The sequence below is a fragment of the Streptomyces fructofermentans genome, assembly GCF_014651055.1.
In the GTDB taxonomy this organism is placed as follows: Bacteria; Actinomycetota; Actinomycetes; order Streptomycetales; family Streptomycetaceae; genus Streptomyces; species Streptomyces fructofermentans.
Window position 1 is genome coordinate 62151 of record NZ_BMWD01000027.1, and the last position, 23307, is coordinate 85457.

The 23307-nt window shown below is 72.2% G+C and carries 19 protein-coding genes; 13 read left to right on the top strand and 6 right to left on the bottom strand.

From position 1 onward, the window contains the following. Nucleotides 1–71: 71 nt before the first annotated feature. Nucleotides 72–566 (bottom strand): DUF3145 domain-containing protein, encoded by a 495-nt coding sequence (locus tag IE265_RS30115; RefSeq protein ID WP_190038894.1) that lies wholly within the window; start codon nt 564–566, stop codon nt 72–74. A 200-nt stretch (nt 567–766) separates the two neighbouring features. On the opposite strand from IE265_RS30115, the gene IE265_RS30120 reads away from it, so the two are divergent. Further along, nucleotides 767–1678, top strand: coding sequence for an SGNH/GDSL hydrolase family protein (locus IE265_RS30120; RefSeq protein WP_190038895.1), 912 nt, complete (start codon nt 767–769; stop codon nt 1676–1678). A gap of 128 nt (nt 1679–1806) precedes the next feature. Next, entirely contained in the window at nt 1807–2802 is a 996-nt protein-coding gene (locus tag IE265_RS30125; RefSeq protein WP_190038896.1) for an aldose epimerase family protein, read from the top strand. A 12-nt stretch (nt 2803–2814) separates the two neighbouring features. Here the strand turns inward: IE265_RS30125 and IE265_RS30130 are convergent, their stop codons facing one another. Beyond that, complete coding sequence (locus IE265_RS30130; RefSeq protein ID WP_190038897.1) at nt 2815–5265, bottom strand: beta-glucosidase H; 2451 nt, start codon at nt 5263–5265, stop codon at nt 2815–2817. Between the two features lie 113 nt (nt 5266–5378). Between IE265_RS30130 and IE265_RS30135 the strand changes: the two genes are divergently transcribed. Together IE265_RS30135 and IE265_RS30140 are read left to right on the top strand one after the other, a co-directional pair. Beyond that, nucleotides 5379–5975 (top strand): TetR/AcrR family transcriptional regulator, encoded by a 597-nt coding sequence (locus tag IE265_RS30135; RefSeq protein WP_190038958.1) that lies wholly within the window; start codon nt 5379–5381, stop codon nt 5973–5975. 221 nt (nt 5976–6196) lie between these two features. Further along, complete coding sequence (locus IE265_RS30140; protein WP_190038898.1) at nt 6197–7444, top strand: pyroglutamyl-peptidase I; 1248 nt, start codon at nt 6197–6199, stop codon at nt 7442–7444. Nucleotides 7445–7485: 41 nt separating this feature from the next. On the opposite strand, the gene IE265_RS30145 is transcribed toward IE265_RS30140, so the two are convergent. After that, on the bottom strand, nt 7486–8313 hold the full coding sequence (locus IE265_RS30145) for an EI24 domain-containing protein (protein ID WP_190038899.1): 828 nt from the start codon (nt 8311–8313) through the stop codon (nt 7486–7488). Between the two features lie 174 nt (nt 8314–8487). Between IE265_RS30145 and IE265_RS30150 the strand changes: the two genes are divergently transcribed. After that, a complete protein-coding gene (locus tag IE265_RS30150) occupies nt 8488–11010 on the top strand; it encodes a M14 family zinc carboxypeptidase (RefSeq protein ID WP_373303063.1) in 2523 nt (840 codons plus the stop codon). A gap of 37 nt (nt 11011–11047) precedes the next feature. After that, nucleotides 11048–12202, top strand: a complete 1155-nt coding sequence (locus IE265_RS30155) for a serine hydrolase domain-containing protein (RefSeq protein WP_190038901.1) — start codon at nt 11048–11050, stop codon at nt 12200–12202. A 62-nt stretch (nt 12203–12264) separates the two neighbouring features. Here the strand turns inward: IE265_RS30155 and IE265_RS30160 are convergent, their stop codons facing one another. Both IE265_RS30160 and IE265_RS30165 read right to left on the bottom strand, forming a co-directional pair. Then, nucleotides 12265–12693, bottom strand: coding sequence for an organic hydroperoxide resistance protein (locus IE265_RS30160; RefSeq protein WP_190038902.1), 429 nt, complete (start codon nt 12691–12693; stop codon nt 12265–12267). 95 nt (nt 12694–12788) lie between these two features. After that, entirely contained in the window at nt 12789–13811 is a 1023-nt protein-coding gene (locus tag IE265_RS30165; protein ID WP_190038903.1) for an NADP-dependent oxidoreductase, read from the bottom strand. Nucleotides 13812–13915: 104 nt separating this feature from the next. Here IE265_RS30165 and IE265_RS30170 point away from each other — a divergent pair, with 104 nt between their 5' ends. Next, on the top strand, nt 13916–14350 hold the full coding sequence (locus IE265_RS30170; protein ID WP_190038904.1) for a MarR family winged helix-turn-helix transcriptional regulator: 435 nt from the start codon (nt 13916–13918) through the stop codon (nt 14348–14350). 644 nt (nt 14351–14994) lie between these two features. On the opposite strand, the gene IE265_RS30175 is transcribed toward IE265_RS30170, so the two are convergent. Next, nucleotides 14995–15714 (bottom strand): SCO2400 family protein, encoded by a 720-nt coding sequence (locus IE265_RS30175; RefSeq protein ID WP_229916718.1) that lies wholly within the window; start codon nt 15712–15714, stop codon nt 14995–14997. 254 nt (nt 15715–15968) lie between these two features. Between IE265_RS30175 and IE265_RS30180 the strand changes: the two genes are divergently transcribed. The 6 genes from IE265_RS30180 to mmsB all read left to right on the top strand — a co-directional run bounded on the left by IE265_RS30180 (nt 15969) and on the right by mmsB (nt 23294). Continuing rightward, nucleotides 15969–17126, top strand: coding sequence for a mandelate racemase/muconate lactonizing enzyme family protein (locus IE265_RS30180; protein WP_190038905.1), 1158 nt, complete (start codon nt 15969–15971; stop codon nt 17124–17126). Beyond that, the gene (locus IE265_RS30185) at nt 17123–18127 is read left to right on the top strand and encodes a zinc-dependent alcohol dehydrogenase (RefSeq protein WP_190038906.1); all 1005 of its coding nucleotides are present in this window, start codon (nt 17123–17125) and stop codon (nt 18125–18127) included. Before IE265_RS30180 ends, IE265_RS30185 begins: the two co-directional genes overlap by 4 nt. 133 nt (nt 18128–18260) lie before the next feature. Next, nucleotides 18261–19226, top strand: coding sequence for a hypothetical protein (locus IE265_RS30190; RefSeq protein ID WP_190038907.1), 966 nt, complete (start codon nt 18261–18263; stop codon nt 19224–19226). Nucleotides 19227–19357: 131 nt separating this feature from the next. Continuing rightward, a complete protein-coding gene (gene chvE / locus IE265_RS30195) occupies nt 19358–20470 on the top strand; it encodes a multiple monosaccharide ABC transporter substrate-binding protein (protein WP_190038908.1) in 1113 nt (370 codons plus the stop codon). Between the two features lie 32 nt (nt 20471–20502). Then, nucleotides 20503–22044: a multiple monosaccharide ABC transporter ATP-binding protein gene (gene mmsA / locus IE265_RS30200; protein WP_190038909.1), complete on the top strand. Its 1542-nt coding sequence runs from the start codon at nt 20503–20505 to the stop codon at nt 22042–22044. 5 nt (nt 22045–22049) lie between these two features. Then, complete coding sequence (gene mmsB, locus IE265_RS30205; RefSeq protein ID WP_190038910.1) at nt 22050–23294, top strand: multiple monosaccharide ABC transporter permease; 1245 nt, start codon at nt 22050–22052, stop codon at nt 23292–23294. Nucleotides 23295–23307: the final 13 nt, after the last annotated feature.

The window sequence follows — 23307 nt, forward strand, 5'->3', positions numbered from 1 at the left end:
GCAGGAGCCGGGCCACACGCCGTTCGCCGCCGCCGTCCGCCGCGGGGAGTGCCCGCGGCCTCGTGGCGGAGTCAGACCACCTGGTGGAGCCAGCGCACGGGGGCGCCCTCGCCGGCGTACCGGAAGGGCTCCAGCTCGTCGTCCCAGGGCTTGCCGAGGAGCCTGGTGAGTTCGGACTCCAGGACCGTCTCGCCGCGCTGGGAGCGCAGGAGCGCGGCGCGCAGCCGGTCCTCGGGGATCAGGATGTCGCCGTGGATGCCCGTCACGGCGTGGAAGATGCCCAGTTCGGGAGTGCAGCTGTAGCGCTCGCCCTCGGCGGTGGGGCAGGGTTCGGCGGTCACCTCGAAGCGCAGCATCTGCCAGCCCCGCAGGGCGGACGCGAGCTTGGAGGCGGTGCCGGGCTCGCCCTTCCAGGAGAACTCGGATCTCCAGGTCCCCGGCGCGGCGGGCTGCCGGATCCAGTCGAGGCTGACTCGCGTACCGAGCACGCCCGCGACGGCCCATTCCACGTGCGGGCACAACGCGCGCGGCGCGGAGTGCACGTAGAGAACTCCACGTGTCGTCACAGGGACCTCCGGACAGAGCGGGCATCTTGCTGATGTGGCGAAACGTCAGTGGCAGGGCGGCCACGTGGCGAGGCTACCGTGCGGCGGCGCAAGGAGTGTGACGTACCGTCGGTCCCAGTGCCCGGAAACGCCGAGGTTTCACCCGGGGGGACGCCCCCGGTCACGGGCCGCAGTCATGTGACGAACGAGGGGAGCCGTGGATGCGCGACCGTGGTCACCGTTCGCGGGGTGTCGCCGCGGTCGCGGCGGCTGCCGTGCTGGCCGTCGCCGCGCTGGCCGGGTGCGACGCGACAGGCGGCGACTCCCCCGGGCCGACGGGCACCTCCGCGCGGGCGAAGCCCTCTCCGAGGCCCACTCCGGCCTGGGACCGCAGCCCGCGCTCGCTGGCAGCCGTCGGCGACTCCATCACCCGCGGCTTCGACGCCTGCTCGGTGCTGTCCGACTGCCCCGAGGCGTCGTGGGCGACCGGCACCGACGCGCAGGTGAACAGTCTGGCGGTACGGCTCCTCGGCGCGGCGCGGGCCCCGGCGTCGAGCTGGAACTACGCGGCGACCGGCGCCCGGATGGCCGACGTGCCCGCGCAGATGGCGCGGGCCGCGCTGCGGGAGCCCGAACTGGTCACGGTGATGGCCGGCGCGAACGACGCCTGCCGCAGGACGACGACCGCGATGACCCCGGTGGCGGACTTCCGCGAGCAGTTCCAGGACGCGATGGACACCCTGCGCGACGCGCTGCCGCGGACGCAGGTCTACGTGTCGAGCGTGCCGGATCTGAAGCGGCTGTGGTCGCAGGGCCGGACGAACCGGTTGGGCAAGGAGATCTGGAAGCTGGGCATCTGCCCGTCGATGCTCGCCGACGCGGACGCCGTGGACGCGGCGGCGGTGCTGCGCCGCGACACCGTGCGGGACCGGGTGGTGGCGTACAACAAGGTGCTGGAGGAGGTGTGCGCGCGGGACCGGCGGTGCCGCTTCGACGGCGGGGCGGTCTTCGAATTCCGTTTCGGAGAAAGGCAGTTGAGTCCCTGGGACTGGTTCCATCCGAGCAAGAACGGCCAGGCGCGGCTCGCGGAGCTGGCGTACGGGGTGGTGACGGCGCGCAGACCCCCCTCCTGACGGGCGGGCCTCCCTCCTGGCCGGCGCGGGCCGGTGCCGGACGGGCGACGCGGACACGGACGTCGCCGGGGCGGGGCCGTGCCGCCCGCCCCGGCGGGGGCAACGGGACAGCCCGTAGGCTTTGGATCATGCACAGCGAACTCTTCGGCACCCTGCCCGACGGCTCTCCGGTCCACCGCTGGACGCTGGAGCGCGGCGGGACCCGGGTGCGGGTCCTGACGTACGGCGGCGTGGTGCAGTCGGTCGAGGTCCCCGACCGGGACGGCAGGACCGGGAACGTGGTCCTCGGCTTCCCCGGCCTGGCGGGCTACCTCGCGCATCCGGGGCCGTACTTCGGCGCGCTGGTCGGGCGGTACGCGAACCGGATCGGGGGCTCCGGGTTCACGCTGGACGGTCGGCGGTACGACCTGGCTCCGAACGACGGGCCCAACTCGCTGCACGGCGGCGGGCTCGGCTTCGACAAGCGGGTGTGGGACGCGGAGCCGGTCGGGCACGGGGTGCGGCTGTCCCGGGTGAGCCCGGACGGCGAGGAGGGCTTCCCGGGCCGTCTCACGGTCTCGGCGGAGTACACGCTGGAGGAGTCGGGCGCGCTGCGGATCGCCTACGAGGCGGTGACGGACGCGCCGACCGTGGTGAACCTGACGAACCACGCGTACTGGAACCTGCGCGGGCCCGGCGGCACGGGCGGCCACGAACTGCGCCTGGCCGCCTCGCGGTTGACCCCCGTGGACGCGGACCTGATTCCCACCGGGTCGTTCGAGGACGTGGAGGGGACGCGGTTCGACCTGCGCGAGGGGCGCGCGGTGGCGTCCGGGTACGACCACAACTTCGTGCTGGACAAGGGTCCGACGGACTCGGCCGTGGAGGTCGCCGAGCTGTACGCCCCGGGGTCCGGTCGGGTGCTGACCGTGGCGACCACCGAGCCCGGTCTCCAGGTCTACACGGCGGACCACTTCGACGCCTCGCTCCCGTTCGCCCCGGGGGAGGGAGTCGCGCTGGAGACCCAGCACTTCCCCGACTCCCCCAACCGGCCGGAGTTCCCCCGTACGGAACTCCGGCCGGGCGAGGTGTTCCGGTCCGCGACCGTGTACGGGTTCTCCACCCGCAGGGCCCCGGGCCGGTGAGCCCGTCCGCGGCTACGCCGTGAGGGGCGCGGTGAGCCGGCAGTCCGCCACGGAACGGCCGGCGAGGACCTCGTAGGCGCCCTTCAGGAACGTCCACGAGCCGGTCCGTCCGTCCCAGGTCTCGAAGGCCCGGCGCGGGAGTTCGAGGACGGCCTCGGCGCTCCCGCCGGGTCCGGCCTCCACGGTGGCGAAGCCGGCCAGCCTGCGGGCCGGGCGGGACGCGTCGGGTTCGGCCGGCGCGAGGTAGACCTGGACGACCTCGCGGCCCGCGCGCTCCCCGGAGTTGGTGACGCGCACCGTGACGGTGGTGCCGGTGACCTCGATCGAGTCGTAGGTCCAGTCGGTGTACCCGAGTCCGTGCCCGAAGGCGTACGAGGGTGTCCTGCCCGCCTTCTCCCAGGCGGGGTAGCCGATGAACACGCCCTCGTCGTAGTCGAGTCGGCCGTCGGTGGGCGTGACCCGGACGACCGGGGCGTCGTCGAGGGACCCCCAGGTGGTGGGCAGCCGGCCGCCGGGCTCGTGCGCGCCGACGAGCATGTCGGCGAGGGCGGCGCCGCCCTCCTGGCCCGGGAACCAGCCGAGGAGCACCGCGGCGACCTCGTCGCGCCACGGGAGTTCCACCGGGGACCCGGAGTTGACGACCACGACGGTGTTCGGGTTGGCGGCCGCGACCGCGCGGACGAGGTCGTCCTGGCGGCCGGGGAGCCTCAGGTCGGCGCGGTCGTAGCCCTCGGACTCGACGCGTTCGGTGGTGGCGACGACGACGACCGCGGTGTCGGCGGCACGGGCCGCGCGGACGGCTTCGGCGATCAGTTCGTCGGGGTCGCGCCGGGGCTCCTGGTGGGCGAGCGTGAAGCCGATGAGCCGTACGGGGGCGTCCGCGGGCGCCGCGACGACGTGGCGCAGGGCGACCCGGTAGGTGTCGCCGGCGGTGAGCCGCACCGCCGCGCGCTCGACGGGCGCGCCGAAGAACGAGACGAACGGGCCGTCCTTCTCGGCGCGTTGGACGCCGTCGAAGTGGGTGGTCCCGTCGACGGTGAGGGTGAACCGCCCCAGGCCCTTGACGCCGAAGGTGTGCAGCCCGCTCTCGCGCGGCCTGAAGGTGCCGGCCAGTTCGACGCTGTGGAGGTTCTCGTGCATGACGCCCTCCGGCAGGTCCTCGCCCGTCCACTGAAGGTGGCCGCCGGGCGCCGAGCCGGTGCCCAGGACGGTGCCGGCAGCGTCGCGGCACACGGCTTCGAGCGCGAACCCCCTTCCGGCGGCGGCGAGTTCCTCGTTCGGGTCGGCGCCGACCGCGTACGTCAGGGCGCCTTCGGGCAGGGCGGCGGTGAGCCCGTCGAGGGGGGAGACCACGCGGGTGGGGAAGACCGTGGCGGAGCCGCCGCCGAGCACGCGCGCGTCGCGGGCAGCGGCGCCGATGAGGGCGACCCGGCGTCCCGCGGCGAGCGGCAGCGCGCCCTCGTTGCGGACGAGCACGAAGGCCCGGCGGGCGATCTCCCGGGCCAGCGCCTCTCCGTCGGCGGGCGCGGGCGGTTCGGCGACGACGGGTTCGGCGCCGTCCAGGACGCCGACGCGGGCGGCGAGCCGCAGGACGTTGCGCACGGCGTCGTCGACCCCGGCCTCGGCCACCAGGCCCGCGCGGACGGCGGCGGCGAGCGCCTCCCCGTACACCGTTCCCGGGCCGGGCATCGCGATGTCCAGGCCGCCCTCCAGGGCGGCGACGGTCGAGCGGGCGGCCGTCCAGTCGGAGACGTTGACGCCGTCGAAGCCCCATTCGCCGCGCAGCACGTCGTTCACGAGGTGGCCGTGCTCGGTCATCGTGGTGCCGTTGACCGCGTTGTAGGCCGTCATGACGCCCCAGGGGCGGGCGTTCTCGACGATGGCCTCGAAGGGGGCGAGGTACAGCTCGCGCAGGGCCCGCTCGGACACCGTGTTGTTCACCGTGAAGCGGTCCGTCTCGGCGTCGTTGGCGACGAAGTGCTTGACGGTGGTGCCGACGCCGCCCTCCTGCACCCCGGTCACGTACGCGGAGCCGATCAGCCCGGTGAGGTACGGGTCCTCGCTGTAGGCCTCGAAGTGGCGGCCGCCGAGCGGGGAGCGGTGCAGGTTGACGGTGGGGGCGAGCAGCACGTGGACGCCCTTGCGCCGGGCCTCCTGGGCGAGGACGCGGCCGGCTCGGCGGGCCAGGTCCGGGTCCCAGGTGGCGGCGAGGGCGGTCGGTGACGGCAGGGCCACGGACGGGTCGTCGGAGGTCCAGCGGACGCCGCGTACCCCGATCGGGCCGTCGGACATGACCAGCGAGCGCAGGCCGATCCCGGGCAGCGCGGGCAGGGACCACATGTCCTGTCCGGCGAGCAGTCGCGCCTTGTCGTCCAGGCCGAGCCGCGCGAGGGCGGCCTCGACCACCGCCTCGCGCGCACGGTCGGCCGGGGTGCCGGGGGTCCGGGCAGGGGTTCCCGCCATGGCGGTGCCTCCTCGTCGAAGTGCGTTCCGGCCCTCCATCCTCCATCCCGCACCTGTCGACCGGTAGGTTTCGTTATGTTGCTGTTACGTACGACCGTCGGGCGGCCCCGCCGCTGTCGTACCGTGATCCCATGACGACGAGGTCGGCCAGGACGGCGGAGCGGCGCGCGGAGATCCTCCGCGCGGCCCTGGAGGTGATCGCCGAACGCGGTTACCGGGGGGCGAGCCTCGCCGCGGTCGCCGAGCGGGTCGGCCTCACCCAGCAGGGCCTGCTGCACCACTTCCCGACCAAGGAGGCGCTGCTCGTCGCCGTCCTCGCCGAACGCGACCAGTGGGACGCGGTGCCGGGCGGCGGCTGGCGGCTCGACCTGCTCGGGCAGCTCGTCGAGTACAACGCGATGCGGCCCGCCATCGTGCAGACCTTCTCGGCGCTGCTCGGCGAGAGCGTCACGGAGGGGCATCCCGCGCGAGCGTTCTTCACCGAGCGCTACGCCACCGTACGCGCGAGCATGGCGCAGGTGCTGCGGGCCGAGTACGGCGAGCGGCTGCCGAGCGGGCTCACCCCGGAGCGGGCGGCCCCGCTGCTGGTCGCGGTGATGGACGGGCTGCAGTACCAGTGGCTGCTCGCACCGGAGTCGGTGGACATGCCCGAAGCGTTCCGGGACTTCCTCACCCTGCTCGGCGAGGAGCCGTCCCCCGGCGGGAACTGAGGCGCGGCGGGAACCCGGGCGCGGCAGGAGCCGCGGCCCGTGCGCGGACGTGCGCGGTCCGCGTGGGCCGCGCGGGCCGACCCGCTGCCCGCTGTCCGTGCCGGGTCACCCGTCCCAAGGGCACCGGGAGCCACGCGCCATGGCGCACGCCCCGCCCGTCACCGCATAATGCGGCCGTCCGACGACGAACCCCCACTCGCGACGGAAGGACCTGAACTCCCTTGGCACACATACGCGTTCTCCTCGGCACGCTCGGCCTCGCCCTGCTGGCGGGACTCACCGCCCCGCCCTCTCTCGCGGCGGAGAGCGGCGGGGCCGCTCCCACCGCCGAGGAGCAGCGGCTCGACCGGGCGGCACCCCGGGAGATCCTGGCCCGCTCCGGATTCGACACGGCCGCACCGCGGTTCGTACGGGAACTGGGCTCGGCGCGCTCCTACGCGCGGGCCCGGCACGTGGTCGAGCGGGAGGGGGCCCGGCTGTGGCGGCGGGCGGTCGACCGGGCGCAGGGGCGCGGGCCCGCCGGCGGCGACCTCAGCCGGGACGACGACCGCCCGCTGTACTGGGCCCGGCTCGCCATGACACGCGAAGTACGCGCGTGGGAGCCGTCGTTCGGCCTGTCCGAGGCCCAACGCACCGCCCTGCTCGCGGCGCTGGAGCGGACCTCGCGCGGGCAGGACACCATCCGCTATCCGCACGCCCGGGGCGTCAAGCGCATCCTGGTGACCGGTTTCGACCCGTTCACCCTGGACCGGGACGTGCGGATCTCGAATCCCTCCGGCGCGACCGCCCTCGCGCTCGACGGCACCGTGATCGAGACGGCCGACGGGCCGGCGCGGGTGGAGACCGCCCTCTTCCCGGTCCGCTGGCAGGACTTCGCCGACGGCACCGTGGAGCGGACCCTGCGCCCGCACCTGCCCCGTGTGGACCTGTTCACGACGGTCAGCCAGGGGCGGGTGGGCCGATTCGACGTGGAGCGCACCAACGGGGCCTGGCGGGGCGGCTTCCCGGACAACGAGAACGTCTCCCGCACGGAGACGGTCCCGGTCGCGGACCCGGCCACGCAGCCGCAGTGGACCTCGACGACGCTGCCGTACGCGCAGATCGTGGCAGCGGACACGGGCCGCTTCCCCGTGTACGACAACACGTCGGTGACCGAGATCCCGGCGGGCGGCACCGAACCCGTCGTACGCCCCGGGGGTCCGACCGCCGGCTCGACCGCGCGGGCGGGCGGCGGCGGCAACTACCTCTCCAACGAGATCGCCTACCGGGCGACGCTGCTGCGGGACCGGCTGGGCAGGACCTCGTCGCTTCCCGGCGGCCATGTCCACACACCGGTGCTCCAGTTCGGCACCGGCAACACCGATCCGGCGACCGGGGCCGTCACCGACGCCGAGTTCGTGCGGAACCGGCTGGACATCATCGCGCAGGTCCGGTCGATCCTGACGGTCGCGGCGGACAACGGTGGATGAGGCCGGGGGCCGAACCCGGCGGCCGGGCCGGGCGGCGGACGTCAGCGGCTGACGCTGCCGGTGTCCGCGGGCCGGCCGTCCAGGGTCTTGCCGTGGCCCGCGCCGTCGGCCCGGTCCTCGCGGATCTCCTCGCCGAGCAGGTCGCGGGCCATCAGGGTGGCGCCCGCGACCGCGCCCGGCATCAGGAGGACGGCGACGAAGGGGACGAGGAAGGCGAGGCCCAGCGGGGTGCCGAAGCCCCAGATCATCGTCCGGCGGGAGCGGAGCAGGGAGAGTCGCTCGCGGAGTTCCACCCCCCGGCGCTGGAGCGCGACCGCGGTGAGTTCCTCGGTGAGGAAGTAGCCGGTGACGAAGAAGCCGACCACCGGGACGACGGTCTGTCCGACGAACGGGACGAAGCCGAGCGCGAAGAGCAGCACGGCCCACACCAGGGCCCTGGCCAGGACGCGCAGGCTGTCGCGGGCCGAGACCAGCAGTTCCCGCCACAGCGGCAGGCCGGACTCGGGGGCCGTGCCGTCCGGGGAGACGTCCCGGTCCACCTTCTCCGAGAGGTTCTCGTAGAAGGGCTGGCCGAGGAGGAGGGTGACGGCGGTGAAGGTGAGGACGGCGAGGAGGAGCGCGAGGGCGAGGAGGACGGCCGTGAGGAAGCCGCGGAACAGGCCCTGCCAGGGGGTGGACCAGTCGTCGGCGAACGGGGTGGCCCAGGCGGTGAAGTCCGTGCCCCACAGGGCCAGGGAGGTCAGGGCCGCGAGGTACAGCACGAGGGTGATGAGGCCGGGGACCAGGCCGAAGCCGAACTGCTTCCTGTGGCGGGCCACCCAGCGCTGGCCGCGTGCCAAGTAGGCGAATCCCAAGCGGAGGTCATGCATGTCCCGCAGCCTACTTCGTCGCGGACAGCGGGGTCCGTCCGGGCCGGTCCCCGCGCGTGCGCTGCCGTACGGCCGGGAAGGGTGGGGCGGAAACGCCCTCTTGTTGGCGGGGGACGCAGCCGATAGACCTCGCGTACCGATGCCGGACACCCCCCACCGGAGGTACTCGTGCGCCTGCCGAGACCCGTTCTGACGGCCGCGGCCACCGCCACCGCGGCGGCCGCCCTGTTACTGGCGCCGGAGGGCGCCGTCGCCGATCCGACCCCGCGCCCGCCGGTCCGCGAGGGCTCCGCGCTGCCCGACGCCGCCGCCCTGGCTCCCCTGAGCGCGTCGGACCGCGCGCTGAAGGCCCCGGACGCGGGACCGAAGGGCGGCACCCGCGGCTACCCCCGCGAGCAGGTCCTCAGCCCCGATCCGGAGAACCCGGCCGACAAGTCGATCAAGCTCGGACTCACGCCCTACCACGGCATCGCCCCGAGGCTGAACGCCCTCCAGAGGCTGGGCGACCGGGTGAGCGTCGAGGTCGTCGGCCGTTCCGCCGGCGGCCACCGCCTGTACCTGGTGACCGTCACGGCACCCGAGTCCGCGGCGGGGGCGCGCGCCCAGGAGCGGATGCGGGACCTCATCGAGAACGAGCCCGCGGCGGCTGCCGGGGACCCCGGCGTCAGGCGCTCGTACAAGACCCCCGTCTTCTTCAACAACAACATCCACGGGAACGAGTGGGAGGGCACCGACGCCTCCCTCGGGCTGATCGAGGAGCTCGCCACGGCCCGGGACCGGGCCACCTCCGACCTCCTCGCCCGCAGCCGGGTGTACTTCAACATCACGGCGAACCCGGACGGCCGCATCGCCGGCACCCGCGCCAACGCGGGCGGCTTCGACCTGAACCGCGACTTCGTCACCGCGTCCCAGCCCGAGGTGCGGGCGATGCGCCGGATCGCGATCGACAAGCAGCCCGCGCTCATGGTCGACCTGCACGGGTACGTGAACGGCACGCTCATCGAGCCGGCGACTCCCCCGCACGGCGAGAACTACGAGTACGACCTCTTCCTGAAGAACACCTACGCCAACGCGCTGGGCATGGAGGCCGCGGTCGACGGACTCGGCCTCACACCCGCGAAGGACGGGGTGGAGCCCGCGCAGATCCCGTTCCGGGACCAGGCGGAGGGCTGGGACGACTGGCCGCCGATCTTCACCCCCCAGTACATGCCGTTCCACGGCACGGTCGCGGCGCACACGGTCGAGTTCCCGATGCAGGTGAACAACTCCGCGTACGAGACCCTGCCGGTCGCCGAGCTGCGCCGCCGGTCGGCGATCAACGTCGCCGTCGCGGGCGCGGCGATGCGCGCGAGCCTCGACTACGCGCGCTCGCACCGGACCTCGCTGATCGCCGACCAGACCGAGGTGTTCCGCCGGAGCGTGACGGGCGCGGCGCAGGTCGAGGTATCGCCGGAGACGGTGCCGGGCGTGCCGGGCATCGGCCCCGAGGACGTGTACACCACGGACTTCCCGCGGGGGTACGTCATTCCGGCGGGTCGGGCGCAGCGTTCGGAGCAGGCGGCCGCCCGGCTCGTCGGGCACCTGCTCGCCAACGACGTCCGGGTCCGGCGCGCGACGGAGGACTTCAGGACGGGCGGGAGGGCGTACGAGAAGGGGTCGTACGTCGTCGACCTGCACCAGCCCAAGCGCGGTATGGCCAACGTGCTGCTCGCCGACGGCCGGGACATCAGCGGCGACGTGTCGGTGATGTACGACATCTCGGGCTGGAGCCTCGGCAGGCTGTGGGGTGCGACCGTGGACCCGGTGCGGACGGGCCGGCTCTCCGTGCCGGACCGCGCGGTGCGGGCGGCGGCGCCCGTCGGCCGGGTGGCGGCCCGCGGCGCCCTGCGGTTGCGGTTGGACGACCCCCGCGCGGTCGCCGCCCTCAACTCCCTTCTGCGGGACGGCGTCCGGGTGACCCTGGCGGCCGACGGCAGCGCCCTGGTGCCCGCCTCGGCCCGTGCGAGGGCGGTGGACCTGGCGCGGACGTACGACGTGGCCTTCGACGCGACCCGGGCGACGGGCGGCACCCCGCTGCGCCGGGTGCGGGTCGCCGCCGCCGCGACGCCCGGCGAGCTGCTCGCGCTGCGCGAGATGAACTTCGAGGTGGTGCCCGTCTCGACCGCGGTCCTCAACGCGGGCTTCGACTGGTCGCGGGCGGACGTGCTGTTCGCGTCGGCCGGCCTGGACCGTACGGGGCTCGGCGCGGCCGCAGGCGCCTCCCTGGACGCCTTCCTGGCCCGCGGGGGGCTGGTGGGCCGCGGGGCCGCCGGAGCGGCCCTCAACGCCGCCTCGGGGCTGCTCCCGGTCCGGGCCGTGGAGGGCAACGGCGACGCCAACGGTGTCGTGCGGGTGGTGAATTCACCCGGCGGGGTCGCCGCCGGGGCGCCGGACCACAGCTTCGTCTACGCACCGCTGTGGTTCGCGGACCTCGGCCCCGGAGTCCGCGCGGAGCAGTCGTACGCGAGCGGGAACCCCCTCGTGTCCGGCCACTGGCGCGCCCTGGAGGACGGCGGCGGGGGTCCCGGGCAGGCGGCGGGCCGGGCGGCCGTCGTCAGCGGCCCGCGCGTCGTCCTGTTCGGCACGGAGCCGCTCTTCCGCGACCATCCGAAGGGGGAATTCCCACAGGTGGCACGCGCCTTGTTGACAGTGACCTGAGGGACCGGCGCACCCGGCGAGATCGAGGAGAGCACGCATGGCACAGGAGATCCACGGCACCGTCGCCGAAGGCTTCGAGGCGGTGCGCGAGGAGTTCGCGGCCGTCGTCGCCGCCGAACGCCCCGATTACGCGGGCCAGTTGAGCGCGTACGTACGGGGGCGGCGGGTCGTCGATCTGTGGGCCGGGGCGGACACCGACGGCGACACGCTGTTCGGTGTCTTCTCCTCCACCAAGGGGGCCGCCCATCTGGTCGTCGCCCTGCTCGTGCAGGACGGCACCCTGGAGCTGGACCGCGAAGTGGCGCACTACTGGCCGGAGTTCGCCGCAGAGGGCAAGGGCGCGGTGACCCTTCGGGAGCTGCTGGCGCACCGGGCGGGCGTGATCGGCACGGACGAGGGCTTCACGTTCGACGAGCTGGCCGACGACCGGGTCGTCGCCGAGCGGCTCGCCACCCAGCGGCCGTTCTGGCGGCCCGGGGCGGCGTTCGGCTACCACGCCCTGGTGATCGGCGCGCTGACGGGCGAGGTCGTACGGCGGGCCACGGGCCGAACGCTCCAGGAGCTGTACGAGGAGCGGGTGCGCGCCCCGTACGGGCTCGGCTTCCACCTCGGGCTGCCCGAGTCCGAGGAGCCCCGCTACCGCTCGGTGCTGCCGATGGCGCCCACTCCCCCGGAACAGGCACTGCTGGACGCCACGCCCCGGGGGCCGCACACGCTGGCGGCCATCGCGTTCAACGAGCACGCGCCGGGGGCCGCTTCACTCGTCGAGCTGCCCAACTCCCGTGCCGTGCGGGCCAAGGGGCCCGCGTCGGCGGGCGGCGTCGCCTCCGCGCGCGGGCTCGCCGGGATGTACGCGGCAGCGATCGGCCGGGGGGACGGCCGTGAGCCGCTGCTGAAGCCGGACACGATCGCGGAGGTCGGGCGGATCCACTCCGTCGGCCACGACCTGATCGCCCGCGCCCACAAGGCGTACGGCCTCGGCTTCCAGGCGACGGCGGACATGTGGCACCCGTTCCTGGGCGCCGGGTCGTTCGGCCACAGCGGTGCCGGCGGTTCGCAGGCCTTCGCGGACCCCCGGGCCGCCCTGGCCTACGGCTACACGAGGCGCCGCATCGCCTTCCCGGGCGGCGCGGCACCGGAGAACCAGCGCCTGGTGCTCGCCGTGCACGACGCGGCACTCGCCCGGCCCTGACCGGCGGGCACGCGCGGGGGCCGCGTCCCGGACGTGGGACGCGGCCCCCGCGTGCACGGCGGTCAGCCGAGCGTGACCGTGATGTTGCCCCTGGTGGCCTTGGAGTACGGGCACACCCGGTGGGCCTTCTCGAGCAGGGCGCGGCCGGTGGCCGCGTCGACGTTCGGGATCACGGCGGAGATCTCGACGATGATCCCGAACCCGTCGTCGTTCCTCCCGATGCCGACCCTCGCGGTGACGGTCGAGCCGGTGACGTCCGCCTTCTCCTGGCGGGCCACGACGGCGAGGGCGCCCTGGAAGCAGGCGCTGTACCCGGCGGCGAACAGCTGCTCCGGATTGGTGCCGGAGCCGCTGCCGCCCATCTCCTTCGGCGGGTTGACCACGAGGTCGAGCGTGCCGTCCTCGGTGGCGACCCGGCCGTCACGGCCGTTCTCCGCGGTGGCGACGGCGGTGTACAGGACGTCGGAGCGTCGGATTGCGGAGCTGGACATTGAGTGGGTTCCTCCTCGGTCCGCCGCGACTCGCGCCCACGATCGCGACAGCTTCGGAAGGAAGTTACCGCATGGCGGAAATGCCGGGAAGACCGTCAGAGCTTGACGATCATCTTCCCGATGTTGTCGCCGCGCAGCACCCCGAAGAACGCCTCCAGGTTGTTCTCGATGCCCTCGACCACGGTCTCGCCGTACTTGAGCTCGCCCGAGCGGACCCAGCCGCCGACCTCGTCCACGAACTGCGGCTGGAGGTCGTAGTGGTCGCCGACGAGGAAGCCCTGGATGCGGCCGCGGGTCTGGATCAGGCGGGCGAGGTTCCGCGGACCGGGGGCGGCCTCGGTGTTGTTGTAGACCGAGATCATGCCGCAGACGGCGATGCGGCCGTCGCGGTTGAGGCGCCCGATCGCGGCCTCCAGGTGGTCGCCGCCGACGTTGTCGAAGTACACGTCGATGCCGTCCGGCGCCGCCTCGCGGAGCTGCTCGCCCACGGGGCCGTTCTTGTAGTTGAAGGCCGCGTCGAAGCCGTACTCCTCGACGAGCAGCTTCACCTTCTCGTCGGACCCGGCGGAGCCGACGACCCGCGACGCGCCCTTGAGCCGGGCGATCTGGCCGACCTGGCTGCCCACCGCGCCGGCGGCGCCCGAGACGAAGACGGAGTCGCCCTCCTTGAAGGAGGCGGTGCGCAGGAGGCCCGCGTAGGCGGTGAGGCCGGTCATGCCCAGTACGCCGAGGTACGTGCTCAGCGGCGCGGCCTCGGGGTCGACCTTGACGGCCTGCGCGGCGTCCACCACGGCGTACTCGCGCCAGCCGAGGAAGTGCAGGACGTGGTCGCCGACCGCGATGCCCTCGGCGTTGGAGGCGACGACCTCGCCGACCGCGCCGCCCTGCATGACCTTGCCCAGCTCGAAGGGGGCGACGTACGACTTCGCGGCGCTCATGCGTCCGCGCATGTACGGGTCCACGGACACGTAGTCGTTGCGCACGAGGACCTGGCCGGGGCCGGGCTGCCGCACCTCGGCCTCGACCAGGGCGAAGTCCTCCGCCTTCGGCCAGCCGACGGGCCGGGAGGCGAGGTGCCATTCACGGGAGGTGGCGGGGAGCTCGGGGGTCTCGGTCATGGGGGGGCGCCCTTCCTGATGCTGCGGCTCTAATACTTCAGTAACTGAAACAACCATGCTCCTGAATATTTCATGATGTCAAGTAACCGGGTAGCCTGAACGGCATGGCCACGCACAAGACACCCCCGATCGACCCATTGACCCTCGAGGTCGTCGACCTGATCGGCACGGTCGTGGCCCGCTATCACGAGGAGTACGAGGACGCCGCGTCCGAGCACGCGCTCACGGGCGCGCAGGCACGGCTGCTGAGCCTCCTGTCCCTGGAGCCGCTGCCGATGCGGCGGCTCGCCCAGAAGCTCAAGTGCGAGCCGTCGAACGTCACCGGGATCGTGGACCGGCTGGAGGCGCGGGGGCTGGTGGAGCGGCGGCCCGACCCCGCGGACCGGCGGGTGAAGCTCGCGGCGGCGACGGCGGAGGGGTTGCGGGTCGCCCGCAGCCTGCGGGAGTCCCTGCGGTTCGCGCGGGAACCGCTCGCCGGGTTGTCCCGGGAGGAGCGGGTGGTGTTGCGGGGGTTGTTGACGCGGATGCTTTCCCCTTAGGCGGGGGGCCGGGCGGGGTGGGGGCGTGGGTTCGGGGTTCGGGGGTGTCCGGGTGCGGGTTCGTGGGGGTGCTCGCGCCGTTCCCCGCGCCCCTGTGCGACGCGGGCGCCCTCCGGGTCCGGGGTGGGCGGGCAAGCTCGCCGTGACCCTCGGGGACGCGGGCGCCTTCCGGGTCCGGGGCGGGCGGGCAAGGTCGCCTTGGGCTTCAGGGACGCGGGCTTGGGCCGGGTTTGCGCCGTGCGGGCCGCTTCTGGTTGCTCGCGCCGTTCCCCGCGCCCCTGTCGGGGCGCTGACGCCCTCCCCTGGTCCGGGGTGGGCGGGCAAGCTCGCCGTGACCCTCGGGGGCGTGGGCGCCTTCCGTGTCCGGGGTGGGCGGGCAAGCTCGCCGTGACCTCGGGGGCGTGGGCGCCCTCCGGGTCCGGGGTGGGCCGGCAAGGTCGCCTTGGGCTTCAGGGACGCGGGCTTGACCCGGGTTTGCGCCGTGCGGGCCGCTTCGGGTTACTCGCGCCGTTCCCCGCGCCCCTGTCGGGGCGCGGACGCCCTCCCCGGGTTCGGGGTGGGCGGGCAAGCTCGCCGTGACCCTCGGGGACGCGGGCGCCCTCCGGGTTCGGGGTGGGCGGGCAAGCTTGCCGTGGGCCTCGGGGTCAGGTGCACCACCAGAGGAAGCGGGTGCAGCTTGTCGTGGGGGTCGGGGTGGGGGGTTTCGTCGTGGGGGCGGGGTCCGGGGCGTCCGGCTCGTCGGTCGGGGTGTCGTCCGGGACCTGCGGGTCCGCGGGCGGCGGCGCGGTCGTCGGGCGGGCCGTGACGGACGGGGCCGCGGACTCGTCGCCGGCCGCGTCCTCGCCCTCGCCCTTCTTCCCGTCGGGCTTCTTCGACTTCGAGGCCGAAGGGGACGCCGAAGCCTCGGGCGACTTCGCGCCGCCCGCGCCGGAGGCCCCCGTACCGTCGCCGGAGGACGAGCCGTCCGGCGAGGCGGAGGACCGGCCCGGCGTGTCGTCCGCGGCGGCCGATCCCGGACCGGGCGAGCGGGAGTCCATGCCGAATCCGGCCAGACTCAGGCCGCCCGCCACGAGCAGCAGTCCCGCGCCGACGAGCACCGCGCGCCTGCGGCGCCGGACCTGCACGGCACGCCGGTCGCGCCGGCCCGCCCTGGCGTCCCGGCCGGCGCGCCGGCGCGAGCCGCGCCCGCCGCCGTCCACCGGTTCACCGCCCTCGGCGAGGTCGTCGCGCTCGTCCCGCTCGGCGGCGGGAAGGCGGTCGGCCAGCGAGTCCGCGTACGCGCGGCACGATTCGGCCGATGTGCCGCACCCCGGACAGGCCAGGGCTCCATTGAGGTGCCGTTGGCACGCGTGGCAGTAGTCCATGACGCCGGAAGACTAGATTCCTCACAGGGGGCGTTCTTGGGCGGTGCTGTGAAGGTTGTGTAGGGAACCCCCCGTTCCAGTAAGGCCGTTCGAGGACAGGACGGACCATTCGCGGCCATCCCTCGCCATCGCGTCGAAACCGTTGTGCGTTCGACCCATTGACACTTCTGCCGCGGAATCCTTACTGTCACGCCAGCATTTCGAACGTGTGACGAAATTTCGAACAGAGTCGAAGAGCACAAGGGGCAATTTCCGTGCGCATCACCGGAATCAGCACACACGTGGTCGGGACGCCGTGGCGCAACCTGACCTATGTCCAGGTGCACACCGACGAGGGGATCACCGGAGTCGGCGAGACCCGCATGCTGGGCCACACCGACGCGCTGATCGGCTATCTGCGGGAGGCCGAGGCCAACCACATTCTCGGCTCCGACCCGTTCGCTGTCGAGGACCTCTTCCGCCGCATGAAGTACGGCGACTACGGGCGCGCCGGCGAGATCGTGATGTCCGGCATCGCCGTGATCGAGATGGCGTGCTGGGACATCAAGGGCAAGGCCCTCGGGGTGCCGGTCTGGCAGCTCCTGGGCGGCAGGGTCACCGACCGGGTGAAGGCGTACGCGAACGGCTGGTACACCACGGAGCGCACTCCGGAGGCGTACCACGAGGCCGCCAGGGCGGTCGTCGCGCGCGGCTACAAGGCGCTGAAGATCGACCCGTTCGGGACGGGGCACTTCGAGCTCGACCACGAGAAGTCCCTGTACGCGGTGTCGCTGATCGAGGCCGTCCGGGACGCCATCGGCCCCGACACCGAACTGATGCTGGAGATGCACGGCCGGTTCTCGCCGGCGACGGCGATCCGGCTGGCCCGCGACCTCGCCCCCTTCAAGCCGGCGTGGCTGGAGGAGCCGGTGCCGCCGGAGAACCTCAAGGCGCTGGAGAAGGTGGCCGCGAAGGTGGACATCCCCGTCGCGACCGGCGAACGCATCCACGACCGCGTCGAGTTCCGCGAGCTCTTCGAGAGCCAGGCCGTCGACATCATCCAGCCGGACGTCGGCCACCTGGGCGGCATCTGGGAGACCCGCAAGCTGGCCGCGACCGCCGAGACGCACTACATGCTGGTCGCCCCGCACAACGTGGGCGGCCCGGTGCTGACCGCGGCGAGCCTCCAAGTCGGCTTCACCTCGCCGAACTTCAAGATCCTGGAACACTTCAACGACTTCGCGGACGCGGACATCAAGAAGGTCGTGAAGGGCGCGCCGCAGGTCGTCGACGGCTACTTCGAGCTGTCGCACGAGCCCGGTCTCGGGGTCGAGCTGGACACGGACGCCGCGGCCGAATTCCCGCAGCAGCAGGCCCGTTTCGACCTGTGGGCGGACGGCTGGGAGCAGCGCAGGCCGAAGGGGTCGGAGTGAGCAGCGAGGTCGTCATCGAGGGGCCGGGCGTCCACCGGCTGGCCCCCCACGAGCCCACCGCGCCGGCCGCGGGCGAGGCCCTCGTACGGGTCCACGCGAGCGGCATCTGCGGCAGTGACCGCGAGCTCTACCAGGGCACCCGGCCCGAGGGTTACGTGCGGTACCCGCTGACTCCGGGGCACGAGTGGTCCGGCACCGTCGAGGCGGTCGGCGGCGGGGTCCCCGAGGGCCTCGTGGGGCGCAAGGTGGTGGGCGAGGGCTTCCGCAACTGCCAGGTGTGCGACCGCTGCCACGCGGGCGAGACGACGCTGTGCACGGCCGGCTACGAGGAGACGGGCTTCACACGGCCCGGCGCCATGGCGGCCACCCTGACGCTGCCCGCGCGGCTGCTGCACGTACTGCCGGACGACGCCGATCTGACGGCGGCCGCCCTGCTGGAGCCGGCGGCCTGCATCGCGGCGGCGGCGCTCAAGGCGAACGCGCGCCCCGGCGAGCGGGTGGCCGTCGTCGGGACCGGGACGCTCGGCATGTTCGCCGTGCAGTTCCTGCGGGCCGGTTCGCCCTCGGAGCTGCTGGTGGTCGGCACGCGACCGGACCGCGAGACGCTCTCGCGGGAGTTCGGCGCCTCCGACTTCCGGACCCGGGACCAGGAACTGCCCGACGATTTCGACGTGGTGATCGAGACCGCCGGGTCGGCGTCCGCCGCGCGCACCGCAGCCTCCCTGCTCAGGCGTGGCGGACGCCTCGTCCTGACCGGCATCCCCGCTCCGGGCGCCGAGGGCCTGGACCCCACCGACCTGGTCGTGCGGCAACTGGAGGTGCACACCGTCTTCGGGGCGCCCCCGGAGGCCTGGGCACACACGGTGCGGGTGTTCGGCGCCGGGCTCCTCGATCCGCTTCCGCTGGTCACGCACGAGCTGCCGCTGGGCGAGTTCGCCCACGCGATCGAGCTCGTGGGGTCCGGCGATCCGAAGGTCGGCAAGGTGCTGCTCCGGCCCTAGCGCCCCGGCGCGCGGCCACCCCCCGATGCGTACGCCGGTACGGGGACCTGACGCTTCGTACCGGCGTACATCCACCGTCACGAACCATGTCCGACACGTCGAACGTGGATCTCTTCCCAGCTAAGGACAGCTTGTGACCGACGCTTCCAAGGCGGCCCGTCGGCCCGGCGAGCAGGCGCTCGCCGCGCTCGGCCTGGGCGCGCCCGCCCTCGATCCCGCCGACGCCTCACCGCACACGTTCCCCGGGGGCGGCCGCTGGCGTACCGAGATCCCCTCGTGCGAGGGGCCGGAGGCACTGGCCGTGGTCCTCAAGGAGGCGTCGCGGCTGGACGTGCCGATCCACCGGATCAGTCAGGGCAGCGGTGTCTGGATGCTGACCGACGCCGAGATCACCGAGATGGTCGACGCCACGAACGAGCGCGACATCGAGCTCTGCCTCTTCACGGGTCCGCGCGGCACGTGGGACATCGGCGGCTCGACGCGTACCGACTCGGGCGGCGCCGGCGTGCGCGCCCGGGGGCACGACGCGGTGGCCGGATGTGTCGAAGACGCCGTCCGTGCAACGGAGTTGGGCGTAAGGTGCCTGCTCGTGGCGGACGAGGGCGTGCTGTGGACCCTGCACAGGGCCCGCGTCGCCGGGATCATTCCGGCGGACACCACGTTCAAGGTCTCCGCGCTGGTCGGCCCCGTGAACCCGGCCGCGTACGCGGTGTACGAGCAACTCGGCGGGGACTCCGTCAACGTGCCCAGCGACCTGACCCTCGATCACCTCACGGAGATCCGCAGGGTCAGCGCGGCACCCATGGACATGTACATAGAGGCCCCCGACGATCTCGGCGGCTACGTGCGCATGTACGAGGTCGCGGAGCTGATCCGCCGCGGCGCGCCGCTGTACCTCAAGTTCGGCCTGGCCAAGGCTCCCGGGATCTATCCCTACGGTCACCACATGCGCGAGCTGACCCTGGCCACCGCCAAGGAGCGGGTGCGGCGCGGGAGGCTCGCCCTGGACCTGCTCGCACGTCACGGGGCGGACGGCGACATGGCACCTCTGGGCTCCCGACTCCCGGGCGTACTAAGGCGATTCAGTATTCCCACATAACGTTCCGAACAACCCCCTTCACAAAAGACGACGGGGTCGAACACAATCCCACACACCTCCTCTCGGTCTTTCTTCGCACCGCCTCTCCACCGACCGGACCGAGCCACGCTCGAACATCAAGGAAGATGATCATGCGCATCCGCACCTCAGCGCTCACCGCCATAGCCGCGGCCGCCTCTCTGGCCCTGACCCTCTCCGCCTGCGGGCAGGACAGCGAGGGAGGCAGCGAGAAGGGCAAGGGAGACACCAAGGGCTCGACGGTCGGCATCGCGATGCCGACGAAGTCCTCCGAGCGATGGATCTTCGACGGCGCCAACGTCGAGAAGAACCTGAAGGCGGCCGGCTACAAGACCAAGCTGGTCTACGGCGAGGACGACCCGGACACCCAGGTCTCGCAGATCGAGAACATGATCACGCAGGGCGTGTCCGCCCTGATCGTCGCGGCGATCGACAACAAGTCGCTCGACAACGTTCTCCAGCAGGCGGCCGACGCCGACATCCCGGTCATCTCCTACGACCGGCTCATCCTCGGCTCCAAGAACGTCGACTACTACGCCTCGTTCGACAACGAGAAGGTCGGCGAGCTCCAGGGCGGCTACATCGTCGAGAAGCTCGGCCTGAAGGACGGCTCCAAGAAGGGCCCGTTCAACGTCGAGCTGTTCGCGGGCTCCAACGACGACAACAACACGAAGTACTTCTTCCAGGGCGCGATGAACGTGCTCCAGCCGTACATCGACAAGAAGCAGCTCGTCGTCAAGTCCGGCCAGACGCAGCTCAACCAGGTCACCACCCTGCGCTGGGACGGCGGCACCGCCCAGAAGCGCATGGACGACCTGCTGACCTCGACGTACTCGAAGGCCCGCGTCGACGCCGTCCTCTCGCCGTACGACGGCATCTCCATCGGCATCCTCTCGGCGCTCAAGTCGGACGACTACGGCTCCAAGAGCAAGCCGCTGCCGATCGTCACCGGCCAGGACGCCGAGGTCGCCTCGGTGAAGTCGATCATCGCCGGCGAGCAGACGCAGACCGTCTACAAGGACACCCGCCAGCTCGCGGACGTGGCCTCCAAGATGGTCGACGCCGTGCTCAACGACAAGAAGCCGGAGACCAACGACACCAAGACGTACGACAACGGCGCGAAGGTCGTCCCGGCGTTCCTGCTCGACCCGGTCAACGTCGACAAGGCCAACTACAAGGAAGTTGTCGTCGACTCCGGCTACATCAAGGAAAGCGACCTCAAGTAACCGTCGTTTCCTGAAGATTGGAAGGCACGACCATGGCGGGACCCGTCCTGGAAATGCGCTCGATCGTCAAGACCTTTCCCGGCGTCAAGGCGCTGTCGGACGTCTCACTGAGCGTCCGTCCGGGCGAGGTCCACGCCATCTGCGGTGAGAACGGTGCCGGGAAGTCGACCCTCATGAAGGTCCTTTCCGGCGTCCACCCGCACGGAACCTACGAGGGCGAGATCCTCTTCGAGGGCGGCCACTGCCGGTTCAAGGACATCAGGGCGAGCGAGCAGCACGGCATTGTGATCATCCACCAGGAGCTCGCCCTGGTGCCCTACCTCTCCATCGCGGAGAACATCTTCCTCGGCAACGAGCACGCGACGCGCGGGTTCATCAGCTGGAGCGAGACGCTCAGGCACGCGACCGAACTGCTGCGGCGGGTCGGCCTGAACGAGCACCCGGACACCCGGGTCGCCGACATCGGCGTGGGCAAGCAGCAGCTCGTCGAGATCGCGAAGGCGCTGTCGAAGAAGGTGAAGCTGCTGATCCTCGACGAGCCGACGGCGGCTCTGAACGACGAGGACAGCGGCAAACTGCTCGACCTCATCCTGGGTCTCAAGGACCAGGGCATCACCTCGATCATCATCTCGCACAAGCTCAACGAGATCGAGCGGGTCGCGGACTCGGTCACCATCCTGCGCGACGGGCGGTCCATCGAGACCCTCGACGTGAAGGCGGCCGGGACCACCGAGGACCGGATCATCAGCGGCATGGTGGGGCGCGACCTCGACCACCGCTTCCCCGAGCGGACCCCGCACCACCCGGAGGTGGGCGCGGCGCCCGCCCTGGAGGTCCGCAACTGGACCGTCCACCACCCGATCGACCAGCAGCGCAAGGTGGTCGACGACGTGTCGATCACCGTGCGCCGCGGGGAGATCGTCGGCATCGCCGGCCTGATGGGCGCCGGGCGCACCGAACTCGCGATGAGCGTGTTCGGGCGCACCTACGGCCGCTACGCGGGCGGCACGGTCCTCAAGGACGGCGTGGAGATCCGTACGAAGACCGTGCCCGAGGCGGTCAAGCACGGCATCGCGTACGTCACCGAGGACCGCAAGCACTACGGCCTCAACCTCATCGACACCATCAACCGCAACATCTCGCTCAGCGCCCTCGGCAAGGTCGCCAGGCGCGGGGTCGTCGACGAGCACGGCGAGCGCCAGGTGGCCGAGGGCTTCCGCAAGTCGATGAACATCAAGGCGCCGACCGTCTTCGAGCCGGTGGGCAAGCTGTCGGGCGGCAACCAGCAGAAGGTCGTCCTCAGCAAGTGGATCTTCGCCGGTCCTGACGTGCTGATCCTCGACGAGCCGACCCGCGGCATCGACGTGGGCGCCAAGTACGAGATCTACACGGTCATCGACAAACTGGCCGCCGAGGGCAAGGCGGTCGTCTTCATCTCCTCCGAGCTGCCGGAACTGCTCGGAATGTGCGACCGCATCTACACGATGGCCGCCGGACGGTTGACCGGTGAGGTCCCGCGGGCCGAGGCCACGCAGGAAGTGCTGATGCGCCAGATGACGAAGGACAAGAGGTAAGAGCGATGAGCACGAATGTGACAGCCAAGTCCCCGGCGCCGGCACCCGCCGGCAAGGGCGACTCGGCCGGCGGCGACAGCCTGCTGAAGCTGATGCTGGACGGCATGAGCCGCAACATGCGGCAGTACGGCATGCTGATCGCTCTCGGCCTGATCGTGGTGCTGTTCGCGGTGTGGACGGACGGCGACCTGCTGCTGCCGCGCAACGTCTCCAACCTGGTGCTGCAGAACAGCTACATCCTGATCCTCGCGATCGGCATGATGCTCGTCATCATCGCGGGCCACATCGACCTGTCGGTCGGCTCGCTCACCGCGTTCGTGGGCGCGGTGGCCGCGGTGCTGATGGTCGAGCACAAGATGGCCTGGCCGCTGGCCGTGGTCCTGTGCCTGGTCCTGGGCGCCGTCGCGGGAGCCGTACAGGGCTTCTTCATCGCGTATCTCGGCATACCGTCCTTCATCGTCACACTCGCCGGCATGCTGACGTTCCGCGGCCTGACGGAGATCTTCCTGGAGGGCCAGACGCTCGGCCCGTTCCCGGAGGGGCTGCAGAAGGTCTCCAACGGCTTCCTCCCCGAGGTCGGCCCGGACACCAACTACCACAACCTCACGCTGCTCCTCGGCTTCGCCGTGATCGCCTTCGTGGTGCTCCAGGAGGTCCGTGACCGCAGGCGGCAGCAGGAGTTCGCCCTCGAGGTGGCCCCCACCAAGCTGTTCCTGCTGAAGCTCGTCGCCCTGGTCGCCGCGGTCCTCACCGTGACGATGATGCTCGCCAGCTACAAGGGCGCCCCGGTGGTGCTGCTCATCCTCGGCGTCCTCGTCGTCGGCTTCGGCTATGTGATGCGCAACGCCGTCATCGGCCGCCACGTGTACGCCATCGGCGGCAACCTGCCCGCGGCGAAGCTGTCCGGTGTGCGGGACAAGAAGGTCACCTTCCTGGTCTTCCTCAACATGGGCATGCTGGCCGCGCTGGCCGGCCTGGTCTTCGCGGCCCGCTTCAACGCGGCCTCGCCCAAGGCCGGTGTGAACTTCGAACTGGAGGCGATCGCCGCGTCGTTCATCGGCGGCGCGTCCATGAGCGGCGGCGTGGGCACGGTCCTCGGCGCGATCATCGGTGGTGTCGTCCTCGGTGTGCTCAACAACGGCATGAACCTCGTCGGGGTCGGCAGCGACTGGCAGCAGGTCATCAAGGGCCTGGTGCTGCTCGCGGCCGTCGGCTTCGACGTGTGGAACAAGCGCAAGGTCGGTTCTTAGCACGACCGGAGGG

Bases quoted from the DNA above. Each gene is read 5' to 3' on its own strand.
- IE265_RS30130 (WP_190038897.1), bottom strand. From the start codon at position 5,265: ATGGCGGGAACCCCTGCCCGGACCCCCGGCACCCCGGCCGACCGTGCG.
- IE265_RS30155 (WP_190038901.1), top strand. From the start codon at position 11,048: ATGGCACAGGAGATCCACGGCACCGTCGCCGAAGGCTTCGAGGCGGTG.
- IE265_RS30145 (WP_190038899.1), bottom strand. From the start codon at position 8,313: ATGCATGACCTCCGCTTGGGATTCGCCTACTTGGCACGCGGCCAGCGC.
- IE265_RS30125 (WP_190038896.1), top strand. From the start codon at position 1,807: ATGCACAGCGAACTCTTCGGCACCCTGCCCGACGGCTCTCCGGTCCAC.
- mmsA (WP_190038909.1), top strand. From the start codon at position 20,503: ATGGCGGGACCCGTCCTGGAAATGCGCTCGATCGTCAAGACCTTTCCC.
- IE265_RS30165 (WP_190038903.1), bottom strand. From the start codon at position 13,811: ATGACCGAGACCCCCGAGCTCCCCGCCACCTCCCGTGAATGGCACCTC.
- IE265_RS30175 (WP_229916718.1), bottom strand. From the start codon at position 15,714: ATGGACTACTGCCACGCGTGCCAACGGCACCTCAATGGAGCCCTGGCC.
- mmsB (WP_190038910.1), top strand. From the start codon at position 22,050: ATGAGCACGAATGTGACAGCCAAGTCCCCGGCGCCGGCACCCGCCGGC.
- IE265_RS30170 (WP_190038904.1), top strand. From the start codon at position 13,916: ATGGCCACGCACAAGACACCCCCGATCGACCCATTGACCCTCGAGGTC.
- IE265_RS30160 (WP_190038902.1), bottom strand. From the start codon at position 12,693: ATGTCCAGCTCCGCAATCCGACGCTCCGACGTCCTGTACACCGCCGTC.
- chvE (WP_190038908.1), top strand. From the start codon at position 19,358: ATGCGCATCCGCACCTCAGCGCTCACCGCCATAGCCGCGGCCGCCTCT.
- IE265_RS30120 (WP_190038895.1), top strand. From the start codon at position 767: ATGCGCGACCGTGGTCACCGTTCGCGGGGTGTCGCCGCGGTCGCGGCG.